General features: G+C 71.6%; 12 protein-coding genes and 1 pseudogene. 1 reads left to right on the top strand and 12 read right to left on the bottom strand.

Annotated features, from left to right (window positions below; genetic code table 11):
* Positions 1 to 3 precede the first annotated feature (3 nt).
* The 12 genes and pseudogenes from secD to pgsA all read right to left on the bottom strand — a co-directional run bounded on the left by secD (position 4) and on the right by pgsA (position 10,883).
* Positions 4 to 1,779, bottom strand: a complete 1,776-nt coding sequence (secD, locus tag ACIGA3_RS20130; protein ID WP_399717279.1) for a protein translocase subunit SecD — start codon at positions 1,777 to 1,779, stop codon at positions 4 to 6.
* 144 nt (positions 1,780 to 1,923) lie between these two features.
* Positions 1,924 to 2,469, bottom strand: a complete 546-nt coding sequence (gene yajC, locus ACIGA3_RS20125; RefSeq protein ID WP_399717277.1) for a preprotein translocase subunit YajC — start codon at positions 2,467 to 2,469, stop codon at positions 1,924 to 1,926.
* Positions 2,470 to 2,632: 163 nt separating this feature from the next.
* Positions 2,633 to 3,703, bottom strand: coding sequence for a Holliday junction branch migration DNA helicase RuvB (gene ruvB / locus ACIGA3_RS20120; protein ID WP_399717274.1), 1,071 nt, complete (start codon positions 3,701 to 3,703; stop codon positions 2,633 to 2,635).
* A gap of 25 nt (positions 3,704 to 3,728) precedes the next feature.
* Positions 3,729 to 4,334: a Holliday junction branch migration protein RuvA gene (gene ruvA, locus ACIGA3_RS20115; RefSeq protein ID WP_399717271.1), complete on the bottom strand. Its 606-nt coding sequence runs from the start codon at positions 4,332 to 4,334 to the stop codon at positions 3,729 to 3,731.
* Entirely contained in the window at positions 4,331 to 4,882 is a 552-nt protein-coding gene (ruvC, locus tag ACIGA3_RS20110; protein WP_399717624.1) for a crossover junction endodeoxyribonuclease RuvC, read from the bottom strand. Before ruvC ends, ruvA begins: the two co-directional genes overlap by 4 nt.
* 140 nt (positions 4,883 to 5,022) lie before the next feature.
* Positions 5,023 to 5,775: a YebC/PmpR family DNA-binding transcriptional regulator gene (locus ACIGA3_RS20105; protein ID WP_399717270.1), complete on the bottom strand. Its 753-nt coding sequence runs from the start codon at positions 5,773 to 5,775 to the stop codon at positions 5,023 to 5,025.
* An 89-nt stretch (positions 5,776 to 5,864) separates the two neighbouring features.
* Positions 5,865 to 6,461: a pyridoxal 5'-phosphate synthase glutaminase subunit PdxT gene (gene pdxT, locus ACIGA3_RS20100; RefSeq protein ID WP_399717268.1), complete on the bottom strand. Its 597-nt coding sequence runs from the start codon at positions 6,459 to 6,461 to the stop codon at positions 5,865 to 5,867.
* A 14-nt stretch (positions 6,462 to 6,475) separates the two neighbouring features.
* Positions 6,476 to 7,381 (bottom strand): pyridoxal 5'-phosphate synthase lyase subunit PdxS, encoded by a 906-nt coding sequence (gene pdxS, locus ACIGA3_RS20095; protein ID WP_030810697.1) that lies wholly within the window; start codon positions 7,379 to 7,381, stop codon positions 6,476 to 6,478.
* A gap of 129 nt (positions 7,382 to 7,510) precedes the next feature.
* Complete coding sequence (locus ACIGA3_RS20090) at positions 7,511 to 8,053, bottom strand: hypothetical protein (protein WP_399717265.1); 543 nt, start codon at positions 8,051 to 8,053, stop codon at positions 7,511 to 7,513.
* Positions 8,050 to 9,258, bottom strand: a complete 1,209-nt coding sequence (locus ACIGA3_RS20085; protein ID WP_399717263.1) for a glycosyltransferase family 4 protein — start codon at positions 9,256 to 9,258, stop codon at positions 8,050 to 8,052. The genes ACIGA3_RS20090 and ACIGA3_RS20085 overlap by 4 nt, the downstream gene beginning before the upstream one ends.
* Entirely contained in the window at positions 9,255 to 10,163 is a 909-nt protein-coding gene (locus tag ACIGA3_RS20080; RefSeq protein WP_399717260.1) for a phosphatidylinositol mannoside acyltransferase, read from the bottom strand. Before ACIGA3_RS20080 ends, ACIGA3_RS20085 begins: the two co-directional genes overlap by 4 nt.
* Positions 10,160 to 10,883: pseudogene (pgsA, locus tag ACIGA3_RS20075) on the bottom strand (phosphatidylinositol phosphate synthase). The gene ACIGA3_RS20080 and the pseudogene pgsA overlap by 4 nt, the downstream one beginning before the upstream one ends.
* Before the next feature lie 236 nt (positions 10,884 to 11,119).
* On the opposite strand from pgsA, the gene ACIGA3_RS20070 reads away from it, so the two are divergent.
* Positions 11,120 to 13,318 (top strand): elongation factor G-like protein EF-G2, encoded by a 2,199-nt coding sequence (locus tag ACIGA3_RS20070; RefSeq protein WP_399717258.1) that lies wholly within the window; start codon positions 11,120 to 11,122, stop codon positions 13,316 to 13,318.
* The last annotated feature ends 130 nt before the right edge of the window (positions 13,319 to 13,448 follow it).

Here is a 13,448-nt window from a genome sequence, read left to right as displayed (position 1 = left end):
CGCTCACGCCCCCTTGGGGTCGACGGGGCCCGCGGAGGGACCGGAGGGACGGCGGGTGCGGCGCAGCGGCGGCTTGGCACCCAGGCTCTGCGGGTCGAGCCCGGACCACTTGTGGCCGTCCGCGAAGAACTTGCGGCGGGCGAGCAGCGTCATGAGCGGCTTGGTGAAGAAGAAGACCACCACGACGTCGAGGACGGTGGTCAGGCCGAGCGTGAACGCGAAGCCCTGGACCTTGCCGACCGTGACGATGAAGAGCACCGCGGCGGCGAGGAACGACACGAAGTCGGAGACCAGGATGGTGCGCCGGGCGCGCGGCCAGGCCCGCTCGACGGCGGGGCGCAGCGTACGGCCCTCGCGGATCTCGTCCCGGATGCGTTCGAAGTACACGATGAACGAGTCCGCGGTGATACCGATGGCGACGATGGCACCGCAGACGGCGGGCAGGTTCAGCGCGAAGCCGATGGCCGGGCCGAGCAGCGACATGATCACGTAGGTGAGGATCGCGGAGATCAGCAGGGAGGCCATGGCCACGAGCGACAGGCCGCGGTAGTAGGCCACCAGGTAGATCACGACCAGGACGAGGCCGATGGCACCGGCGAGGAGACCGGCCTTGAGCTGCTCGCCACCGAGCGCGGCGGTGACCGTGGTGACGGTCTCCTCCTGGAAGGACAGCGGGAGCGCGCCGTAGGACAGCATGTTGGCGAGGCTCTGGGCCTCCTCCTGCTTGAAGCTGCCGGAGATCTCCGCCTGGCCGCCGGTGATGGCCTGCTGCACGAACGGGCTGGAGACCACGTCGCCGTCGAGGACGATGCCGAACTCGTTCTGCGGGGGCTGGTTCTTGGCCAGCTCGCCGGTGATGTCGGCGAACTTCTTGGCGCCGGAGGAGGTGAAGTTCATCTGCACCTGCCAGCCGGAGGCGCCCTGGGTGTCGAAGACCGCCTTGGCGTTCTTCACCTCGGTGCCGTCCACGGCGGCGGGGCCGAGGAGGTACTTGTACCAGACCTTGTTGACCTCACCGCAGGCCACGGCGGGCTCGCCGGGCTTGCCGGCCTGGCCGACCTTGGCGCGTTCGGCGGGCGTGCTGCAGTCCAGGGCCGCGTACTTGGCCTGGAGCTTCGCGGTGTCACCGGTGGCGGGCGCGGAGGGGCTCGCCGGGGCGCCGGAGGGCTTGGTGCTCGGGGAGCCGGTGGGCGACGGGGTGGCGTCGGCCTTCAGCGCGTCGCTGACGGCGCGGCCCTGCGAGGTGGCCGAGGCGTTCGGCGAGGCGGCACCGGAGGGCGCGGACGCCTTCTGGTCGCCGGAGGGGCTGGCGGACGGGCTCGGTGAGCCGCTGGCGCCGGAGGAGGTGCTCGGCGACGGCTTGGGGGTCGCGCCGCCGCTGGGCTCGCTGGCCAGGACCGGGCGGAAGTACAGCTTGGCGGTGGTGCCGACCTGCTGCTGGGCCTCCTTGGAGTTGGTGCCCTTGGGGATGTTGACGATGATGTGATCGTCGCCCTGGGTCTGCACCTCGGCCTCGGAGACACCAAGGCCGTTGACACGGCGGTTCATGATGTCGACCGCGGTGTCCATGTTGGCCTTGTTGATCGCCGACCCCTGGTCGGCCTTCGCCTTGAGCGTGATGCTCGTACCGCCGGCAAGGTCGATGCCGAGACGCGGGGTGGTGTGGCCGGAGAGGAACATGCCTCCGGTCATCGCCACGATGGCGATCAGGATGAGGACCAGCGAGCGCCCTGGCTTGCTCTGGGCGCTCGCGCCCCGGCCCTTCTTAGGTGCTGCCACCTTCTCGTACTCCCTCTCGGGCCTCCCGGTACGCCGTGGGCGCCGGTGGCCATGACATGGTGTCGGGATTCCGTGCGGGAAACAGAGGCGTCCGGGGCGTGCCGCGCGCCCGGTGAAAGGCGCCGGGACGCCCCGGAGACGTGACTACTTCGCGTCGGTGTCGCCGTCGGTCTTCTTCGGCGCCTCGGCGGGCTCGGCCTTGTCGGCGACGGCGTCGTCCTTGACCTCGGCCTTGTCGGCGGCCTCGGCCGTCTCGGCGACGGTCTTGTCCTCGGCCGGAGCGGCGTCCTCGGCGGTGTCCTTCTTGCCGAAGTCGACGGCCTTGTGGTCGGCCTGGTCGGCGTCGGTCCCGGTGAGGGAGGAGGCGTCGTCCGGGACGAGGTCGGAGTCCGACTTAAGGTCGTGCTCGACGCCGTGGATGATGCGGTTGTACTCGTCGTCGGAGAGGACGGCGCCGATCGCGTTCTTCGCGAAGATCAGCTCGACGCCCGGCCCGGCGTCGAGGAGGACGGTGTCCTCCGAGACCTCCTTGACCGTCGCGTACATCCCCCCGATCGTGCGGACGCCCGAACCGGGCTGCACCTCGTTACGCATGTTGGCGGCCTGCTGCTGCTTCTTCTTGGCCGAGCGCGTCATCAGGAACATGACCGCGATGAGCACGATGAAGGGGAGAAGGGTATAGACATTCACGAGACGGAATTTCCTTCGCGCGACCGCGCGGTGAGCGGCCTGTTGGAGGGGGCTGGTCGGCGTCGCCCACAAGGGCGGCATCGGCGGAGTCTAAGCGAGTCCGCGTGCATGGAACAACGCTCAGCATGGCACCTGGGTTCCTCCTGGGGCCAATGCGCCCGTCTCACGCCCCGAACAGGTCCTGTTGTCCGTTTCCCGTGGCCCGTCCCTGGGGCGGGGTGAGGCCCAGATGCGCCCAGGCGGCGGGGGTGGCGACGCGCCCGCGCGGGGTGCGGGCGAGCAGGCCCTCACGCACCAGGAACGGTTCGGCGACCTCCTCCACCGTCTCCCGCTCCTCCCCCACCGCGACGGCCAGTGTCGACAGGCCCACCGGGCCGCCGCCGAACAGTTTCAGCAGCGCCTCCAGCACGCCCCGGTCGAGCCGGTCGAGGCCGCGCGCGTCCACCTCGTAGACGGCGAGGGCGGCGGCCGCGATGTCCTCGGTGATCAGGCCGTCCGCCTTGACCTGGGCGTAGTCGCGCACCCGGCGCAGCAGCCGGTTGGCGATACGGGGCGTGCCGCGGGAGCGGCCGGCGATCTCGGCGGCGCCGGACGGCTCGATCTCGACGTCCAGCAGGACGGCCGAACGGTGCACGACCCGCTGGAGCTCGCGCGGCTCGTAGAACTCCATGTGCGCGGTGAAGCCGAAGCGGTCGCGCAGCGGGGGCGGCAGCAGGCCCGCTCGGGTGGTGGCGCCGACCAGGGTGAACGGGGGCAGCTCCAGCGGGATGGCGGTGGCGCCGGGGCCCTTGCCGACGATGACGTCGACCCGGAAGTCCTCCATCGCCATGTACAGCATCTCCTCGGCGGGCCGGGACATGCGGTGGATCTCGTCCAGGAAGAGGACCTCGCCCTCCTGGAGGGAGGAGAGGATCGCGGCGAGGTCGCCGGCGTGCTGGATGGCGGGGCCGGAGGTGATGCGGATGGGGGCGCCCATCTCGGCCGCGATGATCATCGACAGGGTGGTCTTGCCGAGGCCGGGCGCGCCGGAGAGCAGGACGTGGTCGGCGGTGGCGCCACGCGCGCGTGCGGCGCGCAGCACGAGGTCGAGCTGTTCGCGGACCTTCTCCTGGCCGATGAACTCGCCGAGGTCCTTGGGGCGCAGGGCGGCTTCGACGGCCTGGTCCTCCCGGTCGGCGGCGGTGTCCACCAGCCGTTCCGCGGCGGCGCCGTCCGTCGTGTCGTCCCAGTTCACTTCAGGTGCTCCTAGCAGTGGCGCGTCAGCGGGCGCGGTTCAGGGTCTGGAGGGCGGCCTTGAGCAACTGGCCGACCTGGGGGGTGCCGCCCGCCGCCTCGGCCTGGGGGGCCACCGCGGACACGGCCTCGTCGGCCTCGCGGGTGGCGTAGCCCAGGCCGATGAGGGCCGCGTGCAGCTGGTCGCGCCAGCCCTGGGTGACCGGGGCGCCGACGACGGGGGCGCCGATGGGGGCGCCGAGCCGGTCCTTCAGCTCCAGCAGCAGCTTCTGCGCGCCCTTCTTGCCGATGCCGGGCACGGCGGTGAGGGCCTTCTCGTCGGCGGTGGCGACGGCGCGGCGCAGCGCGTCCGGGCGGTGCACGGCGAGCATCGCCTGGGCGAGGCGGGGGCCGACGCCGCTGGCGGTCTGGAGCAGCTCGAAGATCTGGCGCTCGTCGTCGTCGGCGAAGCCGTACAGGGTGAGGGAGTCCTCGCGGACGACGAGGGAGGTGTGCAGCCGGGCCTCCTGGCCGAGGCGGAGCTTCGCCAGGGTGTCGGGCGTGCACTGGACGGCCATGCCGACCCCGCCGACCTCGACGACCGCCGAGTCGGGGGCGAGGGCGGCGACGGTGCCGCTGACGAAGGCGATCATGCCGTTCGGCCTTTCGTTGCGTGGGCGGTGTGCCGGGCTGTGTGCTGGGCGACCGCTTGCTGGAGCCGGTTCTGCGCGGGGGCGCGCCAGATGTGGCAGATGGCGAGGGCGAGGGCGTCGGCGGCGTCGGCGGGCTTGGGGGGCGCGCTGAGCCGGAGCAGCCGGGTGACCATGGCGCCGACCTGGGCCTTGTCGGCGCGGCCGGTGCCGGTGACGGCGGCCTTGACCTCGCTGGGGGTGTGCAGGGCGACGGGGATGCCGCGCCGGGCGGCGCACAGCATGGCGACGGCGCTGGCCTGGGCGGTGCCCATGACGGTGCTGACGTTGTGCTGGCTGAAGACCCGCTCCACGGCGACGAACTCGGGCTTGTGCTCGTCCAGCCACTGTTCGAGGCCCTGCTCCACGGCGAGCAGCCGGTGGCTCAGCTCGGCATCGGGGGGCGTACGGACGACCCCGACGCCGACCATGGTGAGCGGGCGCCCCGCGACCCCGTCGACCACACCCACCCCGCACCGCGTCAGTCCGGGGTCGACCCCGAGTACGCGCACCTGCTGCCCCCTGGACTCGATCACTTGTTTGTGCAGGCTATCGGGTGCCACCGACAACGCCCCGCAACCGGGCCCCGGCAACGGCGACGGGCCGACGGGATTCCCCGTCGGCCCATGACCACTGCGAAGCTCGCGGCGCGTTACGCGTCGACCTTCTCCATGACCTCGTCGCTGACGTCGAAGTTGGCGAAGACGTTCTGGACGTCGTCGCTGTCCTCGAGGGCGTCGATCAGCTTGAAGATCTTCTTGGCGCCGTCCTCGTCCAGCTCGACCTGCATGGTCGGGACGAAGTTGGAGTCGGCGGAGTCGTAGTCGATGCCGGCCTCCTGGAGGGCGGTACGGACCGCGACCAGGTCGGTGGCCTCGCTGAGCACCTCGAAGGACTCACCGAGGTCGTTGACCTCCTCGGCACCGGCGTCCAGGACGGCGCCGAGCACGTCGTCCTCGGTCAGCTCGCCCTTGGGGACGATGATGACGCCCTTGCGGTGGAACAGGTACGACACCGAGCCGGGGTCGGCCATGTTGCCGCCGTTGCGGGTCATGGCGACGCGGACGTCGGAGGCGGCGCGGTTGCGGTTGTCGGTGAGGCACTCGATGAGCACCGCGACACCGTTGGGGCCGTAACCCTCGTACATGATCGTCTCGTAGTCGGCGCCGCCGGCCTCCAGGCCGCCGCCGCGCTTGACCGCGGAGTCGATGTTCTTGTTGGGGACCGACTGCTTCTTCGCCTTCTGGATGGCGTCGTAGAGCGTCGGGTTGCCCTCGATGTCGACGCCGCCCATGCGGGCCGCGACCTCGATGTTCTTGATGAGCTTCGCGAAGAGCTTGCCGCGCTTGGCGTCGATCACGGCCTTCTTGTGCTTCGTCGTAGCCCATTTAGAGTGGCCGGACATCTGCCTGTCTCCTTCGCGTAACCCAATCCTGAACGGACTCCCCCGGCGCTGGGAGAGCCTGAGGGGTACCGCCGCAGATCCTACAAGGACTACGGCGTCCGGTTCTCGCGGACCATGTCGACGAAGAGCGCGTGCACGCGGTGGTCTCCGGTCAGCTCCGGGTGGAACGACGTGGCGAGCACGTTGCCCTGGCGGACCGCGACGATGTGGCCGTCGTGCTCGGCGAGCACCTCGGCCTCGGCTCCGACGGACTCGACCCAGGGGGCGCGGATGAAGACGCCCTCCACAGGATCGCCCTCGACTCCCCTGACGGCGACCGCCGCTTCGAACGACTCGTTCTGCCGGCCGAAGGCGTTGCGGCGCACGATCATGTCGATACCGCCGATGGTCTCCTGGCCCGAGCGCGGGTCGAGGATCTTGTCGGCGAGCAGGATCAGCCCGGCGCAGGTGCCGTACACGGGCAGCCCGGCGCGCACGCGGGCGCGCAGGGGCTCCATCAGGCCGAAGAGGACGGCCAGTTTGGAGATGGTGGTGGATTCGCCGCCGGGGAGGACGAGGGCGTCGACCTCGGCGAGCTCTTCGGGGCGCCTGACCGGCCTGGCCACGGCGTCGGCCGCGGCCAGGGCGATGAGGTGCTCCCGTACGTCGCCCTGGAGGGCCAGGACGCCGATGACGGGGGTGTGCATGGTGATGGGGGTCCCTACCAGCCGCGGTTGGCGTAGCGCTCGGTCTCGGGGAGGGTGTCGCAGTTGATGCCGACCATGGCCTCGCCGAGGTTGCGGGAGGCGTCCGCGACGATCTTCGGGTCGTCGTAGAAGGTGGTGGCCTTCACGATGGCGGCGGCGCGCTTGGCCGGGTCGCCGGACTTGAAGATGCCGGAGCCGACGAAGACGCCCTCGGCGCCGAGCTGGCGCATCAGGGCGGCGTCGGCCGGGGTGGCGACGCCACCGGCGGAGAAGAGGACGACGGGCAGCTTGCCTAGCTCGGCGACCTCCTTGACCAGCTCGTAGGGGGCGCGCAGCTCCTTGGCGGCGGCGAACAGCTCGTTGTGGTCGCAGCCGCGGAGCTTGGCGATCTCGCCCTTGATCTGGCGCAGGTGGCGCACGGCCTCCACGACGTTGCCGGTGCCGGCCTCGCCCTTGGAGCGGATCATCGCGGCGCCCTCGGCGATACGGCGCAGGGCCTCGCCCAGGTTGGTGGCACCACAGACGAAGGGGGTGGTGAACGCCCACTTGTCGGAGTGGTTGACCTCGTCGGCCGGGGTGAGCACCTCGGACTCGTCGATGTAGTCGACGCCGAGGGACTGCAGGACCTGGGCCTCGACGAAGTGGCCGATGCGGGACTTGGCCATGACCGGGATCGAGACGGCGTCGATGATGCCCTCGATCATGTCCGGGTCGGACATACGGGCCACGCCGCCGTCCTTGCGGATGTCGGCCGGGACCCGCTCCAGGGCCATGACGGCCACGGCGCCGGCGTCCTCGGCGATCTTCGCCTGCTCGGCGTTGACCACGTCCATGATCACGCCGCCCTTGAGCTGCTCGGCCATGCCGCGCTTCACACGGGCGGTGCCGGTCTCGGGACCCTGGTTGTCGATGATGGACACGCGTGACCTCACTGGTGGGTAAAGACGGTTTCTGCACCGCCGAGGAAACGCGACCGGACCAAGCCACATCAAGGGCCAATGGGAAGCCGGTGGATCATTTTGTCCCGGCGTGCCCCTGTGGGAGCCCGCTCAGGCCACCCGCTCGACGAGCGCGGCGGGCGGTTCGTCGTCCATCTCGAAGGCCAGCGGGAACGGCGCGTGCCCGGCCAGGCGGAACCAGCGGACCTTGCGGTGCTCACGCAGCCGGCGGGCGGCACCCACGGCGTCGTTGTGGAAGCGGCGGGCCATCGGCACCCGGCGGACCGCCTCGGCCAGCTCGTGTGCCGCGTCCTCGCCGCCGGGCGCGGCCCGTACGCCCTCCACCTGCCGGGCGTCCTCGAACACGGCGCGCAGCGCCTGGCTCAGCTCGCTCTCCGCGACCTCTCGCTGCTCCTCCTCGGCCTGCCGGGCGGCGTGCGCGGCCTCGTAGAGCACGATCGAGGCGGCCGGGTCCAGGACGCCGGAGGTGGCCAGCTCCTGCGCCACGGACGCCCGGCGCAGCAACTGCGCGTCCAGGGCGGCGCGGGCGGCGTCCATGCGTACGTGCAGCCGGTCCAGCCGTCCGGCGGTCCAGCTCAGGTAGACGCCGACCGCCAGCAGTGCGACGAGAATCCAGATGAGGGTGGGGATCACGCGCGAAGGTTATCGGTGGAGGGCGAGGCACTCGCTTCCGCGTCCCGCTCACGGGCCAGGCCGAACCTCGACCACAGGCCCGGCCGCTCGTCGGTGGCGACCGCGGTGGTGCCGGTGGTGACCGTCTCGTACACCGAGAGGATGTCTGCGCCGACCGTGGACCAGTCGAAGCGCCGCACATGGGCGCTGCCCCGCGCGCGCAGCTCCGCCCGGCGCGCCGGGTCCGCGAGCAGGCGTACGGCCTTCTCCGCGAGCGCGTCGGCGTCCTCGCCCGCGAAGACCTCGCCCGCCCTGCCCTGATCGAGGACCTGGACGAAGGCGTCGAGGTCGGAGGCGAGGACGGGGGCGCCCGCCGACATGGCCTCGACCAGGATGATGCCGAAGCTCTCGCCACCGGTGTTGGGCGCCACGTACAGGTCGACGCTGCGCAGGAAGCGGGCCTTGTCCTCGTCGCTGATCATGCCGAGGAACTCCACGCGGGAGCGCAGCTCCTCGGGCAGGTCCTCGACGGCCGCCTCCTCGTCGCCCCGGCCCGCGATCAGCAGCCGGGTCTCCGGGTGGGCGGCGACGATCTTCGGCAGGGCCTTCATCAGCACCGGCAGGCCCTTACGGGGCTCGTCGATGCGTCCTATGAAGCCGATGGTGCCGCCCTGCCACTCCGCCTTGGGCTCGGCGCCGGCGAAGAAGTCGACGTCGACCCCGTTGGGGATCACCACCGCGTCCCCGCCCAGGTGCTCGACCAGGGTGCGGCGGGCGTACTCGCTGACCGCGATCCGGGCGCTGATCTTCTCCAGCGCGGCCTGGAGGATCGCGTAGGCGGCGATCATCGCGCGGGAGCGCGGGTTGGACGTGTGGAAGGTGGCCACGATGGGACCCTGCGCCGCCCAGCAGGTGAGCAGGCCGAGGGAGGGCGACGTCGGTTCGTGGATGTGCACCACGTCGAACGCGCCGTCGTGCAGCCACCGGCGCACCCGTGCCGCCGAGAGGAACCCGAAGTTCAGCCGGGCCACCGAGCCGTTGTACGGCACCGGCACCGCGCGGCCCGCCGAGACCACGTAGGGCGGCAGCGGGGTGTCGTCGTCGGCCGGGGCGAGCACGGACACCTCGTGGCCGAGGCGGATGAAGTACTCGGCGAGGTCCCGGATGTGGAACTGGACGCCACCGGGCACGTCCCAGGAGTACGGGCAGACGATCCCGATTCTCACGCGGGTCCCTTCGCCGGGTCGAGGTCGGCGAGCCACAGCCGCTGGAGCATGTGCCAGTCCTCCGGGTGATCGGCGATCCCGGTGGCGAAGGCGTCGGCCAGCGCCTGGGTCATCACGGCCGTCTTCTCGGTCCGCGTACCCGCCTGGGGCACCTCGACCGGCGGATGCACCTTGCCCCGCATCACGGGCGACTCGTCGTACCAGAGGGTGACCGGGAGCAGCTGGGCGCCGGTCTGCTGGGCGAGCAGGGCGGGGCCCGCGGGCATCCGGGCGCGCTCACCGAAGAAGTCGACCTCGACACCGCTGGCCGACAGGTCCCGGTCCGCGACCAGACAGACCAGGCCGCCGTCGCGCAGCCGCCGGGCCAGGGTGCCGAACGCGGAGGCCCCGCTGTGCGGCAGCACCTCCATGCCCAGGCCCTCGCGGTAGGCGACGAACCGGTCGTACAGCGTCTCGGGCTTCAGGCGCTCGGCGACGGTGGTGAAGGGGATGCCGAGGCTGGTGGTGACCCAGGCGCCCGCCAGGTCCCAGTTGGCCAGGTGCGGCAGGGCCAGTATCACGCCCTTGCCCGCGGCCAGGCCGTCCGTCAGATGGTGGGCGCCCTTGGGGTCGAAGCCGGTGCGCACCCGCTCCGGGCTCCAGGCGGGCAGCCGGAAGGACTCCATCCAGTAGCGCAGGTAGGAGCGCATGCCCGCGCGGGACAGCTCCGCGAGGCGCTCGGGGGTGGCGTCCGGCACCACGCGCGCGTAGTTGGCCTCCAGCCGCTCGACGCCCTTGCCGCGCCGCTTCCAGGCGATGTCGGCGACGGTCCGGCCCAGCCGCGCGGCGACCGGTTCGGGGAGCTTCTTGACGGTGCTCCAGCCGAGCCCGTACAGGCCGTCGGTGAGGCGGTCGGCGGCGCTCACTTGGCCGCCTCGCTCCCGGCGTCGAGCCGGGCCGCCTCTTCCGCCTCGGCGGACTCCCGGCGCACGGTCACGACCCGCTGGACCAGCGTGACGAGACTGCCGACCGCGACGATCCACAGGGCGATGGGCAGCAGGTACTGGATGCCCGGCACACCGAACTTGTGCAGGCCCGCGAAACCGGCCGCGACCAGCGAGATCACCAGCCGCTCGGCCCGCTCCACCAGCCCGTTGACCGCCACCGGCAGCCCGATCGACTCGCCGCGCGCCTTGGTGTACGACACCACCTGGCCGCTGGCCAGACAGAAGATGGAGACCGCGCACAGCACGTTGTCATTCCCGCCGCCCGCGTACCAGAGGGCGAAGCCGCCGAAGATCGCGCTGTCCGCGACCCGGTCCAGGGTGGAGTCCAGGAAGGCGCCCCAGCGGCTGGAGCGGCCCAGCTGCCGGGCCATGTTCCCGTCGACCAGGTCGGAGAAGACGAACAGCGTGATCACGATCGTCCCCCAGAAGAACTCTCCTTGGGGATAGAAGACCAGCGCACCCGCGACCACACCGGCGGTGCCGATGAGCGTCACCGCGTCGGGGCTCACCCCCCGCCGGATGAGAAACGCGGCGAACGGCGTGAGAACACGCGTGAAGAATGCACGCGCGTACTTGTTCAGCATGGCCTTCCCGACGGTCGGTGTCGCCGTGGCCCGTGGTGGCCGTCGGCTGGCCCATCGTAGCCACGCGCGCCCGCGCACGGGGGCGCACACCCTCCGCCACGGCACGATCCGTGACCATCCAGACGGTCCCCCACAGCCCCGCCGCGTCTGTCGGGGGTCCGTCGTATGGACGCGGCATGACGGGAGTGGAAAGCTCGAAGGACCGCGGGCGCCGCCGGAGCCGCCGCATCCATGCGGGTCCCCGCCGCGTTCGCGTCCCCGATGACCTCACCGTGCACGGGAGGCAGGATCATGGGCGACAAGACTCACACACACCCCGGAGCCGCCGGCAGGGCAATGACGGCCGACCACCCCGCGTCCGTACGGAACGTGGTGCTGGTCGGCCCCTCCGGATCGGGCAAGACCACCCTGGTCGAAGCCCTCGCGCTGACCGCGGGGGCGGTGAACCGGGCGGGCCGCGTCGAGGACGGCGGCACCGTCTCCGACTACGACGACATCGAGCACCGCCAGCACCGCTCCGTACAGCTCTCGCTGGTCCCCGTCGAATGGGACGGCATCAAGATCAACCTCCTCGACACCCCCGGCTACGCCGACTTCGTCGGTGAGCTGAGGGCCGGTCTGCGCGCGGCGGACGCGGCCCTCTTCGTCGTCTCCGCCTCCGACGGCGTGGACGGCTCGACCCGGATGGTGTGGGAGGAGTGCCAGGCCGTCGGCATGCCCCGCGCCATCGTGGTCACCCACCTGGAGTCGGCGCGCGCCGACTTCGAGGAGATGACCCGGGTGTGCGCCGAGGCGTTCGGCGCCGACGACCCCGACGCCGTCCTCCCCCTCTACCTCCCGCTGCGCGGCCCCGCCGGACCCGACGGCCACGCCCCGGTGACCGGCCTGGTCGGCCTGCTCTCGCAGAAGCTCTTCGACTACTCCGCCGGCGAACGCAAGGAGTCCGAACCCGGCGAGGACCAGCTCCCCGGCCTGGAGGAGGCCCGCAACCGGCTGATCGAGGGGATCATCGCCGAGAGCGAGGACGAGACCCTCATGGACCGCTACCTCGGCGGCGAACAGGTCGACGTCAAGACACTGATCGAGGACCTGGAGCGGGCCGTGGCACGCGGCACGTTCCACCCCGTCCTCGCCGCCGCACCCGCCGCCGAGGGCGCCAGGCAGGGTCTCGGCACCGTGGAACTCCTGGAGCTGATCACCCGAGGGTTCCCCACCCCCTTCGAGCACCCCATGCCCGACGTCGCCGAGATCGGCGGCGCCCCCCGCGAGCTGAGCCCCTGCGACACCGAGGGCCCCCTCGTCGCCGAGGTCGTCAAGACCTCCTCCGATCCCTACGTCGGCCGCATCTCCCTGGTCCGCCTCTTCTCCGGCACCCTGCGCCCCGACGACACCGTCCACGTCTCCGGACACGGACTGGCCGACCGCGGCCACGAGGACCACGACGTCGACGAGAAGGTCGGCGCCCTCTCCATGGCCTTCGGCAGACAACAGCGCCCGGTCCCCCAGGCGGTCGCCGGCGACCTGGTGTGCGTCGCCAAACTGGGCCGCGCCGAGACCGGCGACACCCTCTCCGCCAAGGACGACCCGCTGCTCATGGAGCCCTGGCGGATGCCCGACCCGCTGCTCCCCCTCGCCATCCAGGCCCACAGCAAGCCCGACGAGGACAAACTCTCCCTCGGCCTCTCCCGGCTCGTCGCCGAGGACCCGACCATGCGACTCGAACAGAACCAGGACACCCACCAGGTCGTCCTGTGGTGCCTCGGCGAGGCCCACGCCGACGTCGCCCTGGAACGCCTCCGCAGCCGTTACGGCGTCCAGGTCGACGTCGTCCCGCACAAGGTGCCGCTGCGCGAGACCTTCGCCGGCAAGGCCGCCGGACGCGGCCGGCACGTCAAACAGTCCGGCGGCCACGGCCAGTACGCCATCTGCGAGATCGAGGTGGAGCCCCTGCCCGGCGGCTCCGGCATCGAGTTCGTCGACAAGGTCGTCGGCGGCGCGGTGCCCCGCCAGTTCATCCCCTCCGTCGAGAAGGGCATCCGCGCCCAGGCCGCCAAGGGCGTCGCCGCCGGCCACCCCCTGGTGGACGTACGCGTCACCCTGCTCGACGGCAAGTCGCACTCGGTGGACTCCTCCGACGCCGCCTTCCAGACCGCGGGCGCCCTCGCCCTGCGCGAGGCCGCCACCGAGACCCGCATCCACCTGCTGGAACCGGTCGCCGAGGTCAGCGTCCTGGTCCCCGACGACTACGTCGGCGCCGTCATGAGCGACCTCTCCAGCAGGCGCGGCCGCGTCCTCGGCACCGAACAGACCGGTTCGGGACGCACCCTCGTCCGGGCCGAGGTACCCGAGTTCGAGATCGGCCGCTACGCCATCGACCTGCGCTCCCTCTCCCACGGCACGGCCGCCTTCAGCCGCGCCTACGCCCGGCACGAACCGATGCCGCCCCAAGTCGCCGAGCGACTGCGCGAACAGGACGGGGACACCCCGTAACTCCCGGCGTCGGCGGGCGGCTTCGGCCGTCCGCCGACGCACGAGGGGCGGCTGCCGATACCCTGGCCGCGAGGTCCCGGCCCGGCCGAACCCGCGCCGTGGCCACGGGACATCGCAACGATGTCCGGTT

Source organism: Streptomyces sp. NPDC085596 (assembly GCF_044541565.1).
In the GTDB taxonomy this organism is placed as follows: domain Bacteria; phylum Actinomycetota; class Actinomycetes; order Streptomycetales; family Streptomycetaceae; genus Streptomyces.
This window is presented reverse-complemented; position numbering and strand designations above follow the sequence as displayed.

Excerpts from the sequence above, each read along its gene's own strand:
- ACIGA3_RS20070 (WP_399717258.1), top strand. The coding sequence starts at position 11,120 with ATGGGCGACAAGACTCACACACACCCCGGAGCCGCCGGCAGGGCAATG.
- ruvA (WP_399717271.1), bottom strand. The coding sequence starts at position 4,334 with ATGATCGCCTTCGTCAGCGGCACCGTCGCCGCCCTCGCCCCCGACTCG.
- pdxT (WP_399717268.1), bottom strand. The coding sequence starts at position 6,461 with ATGCACACCCCCGTCATCGGCGTCCTGGCCCTCCAGGGCGACGTACGG.
- ACIGA3_RS20105 (WP_399717270.1), bottom strand. The coding sequence starts at position 5,775 with ATGTCCGGCCACTCTAAATGGGCTACGACGAAGCACAAGAAGGCCGTG.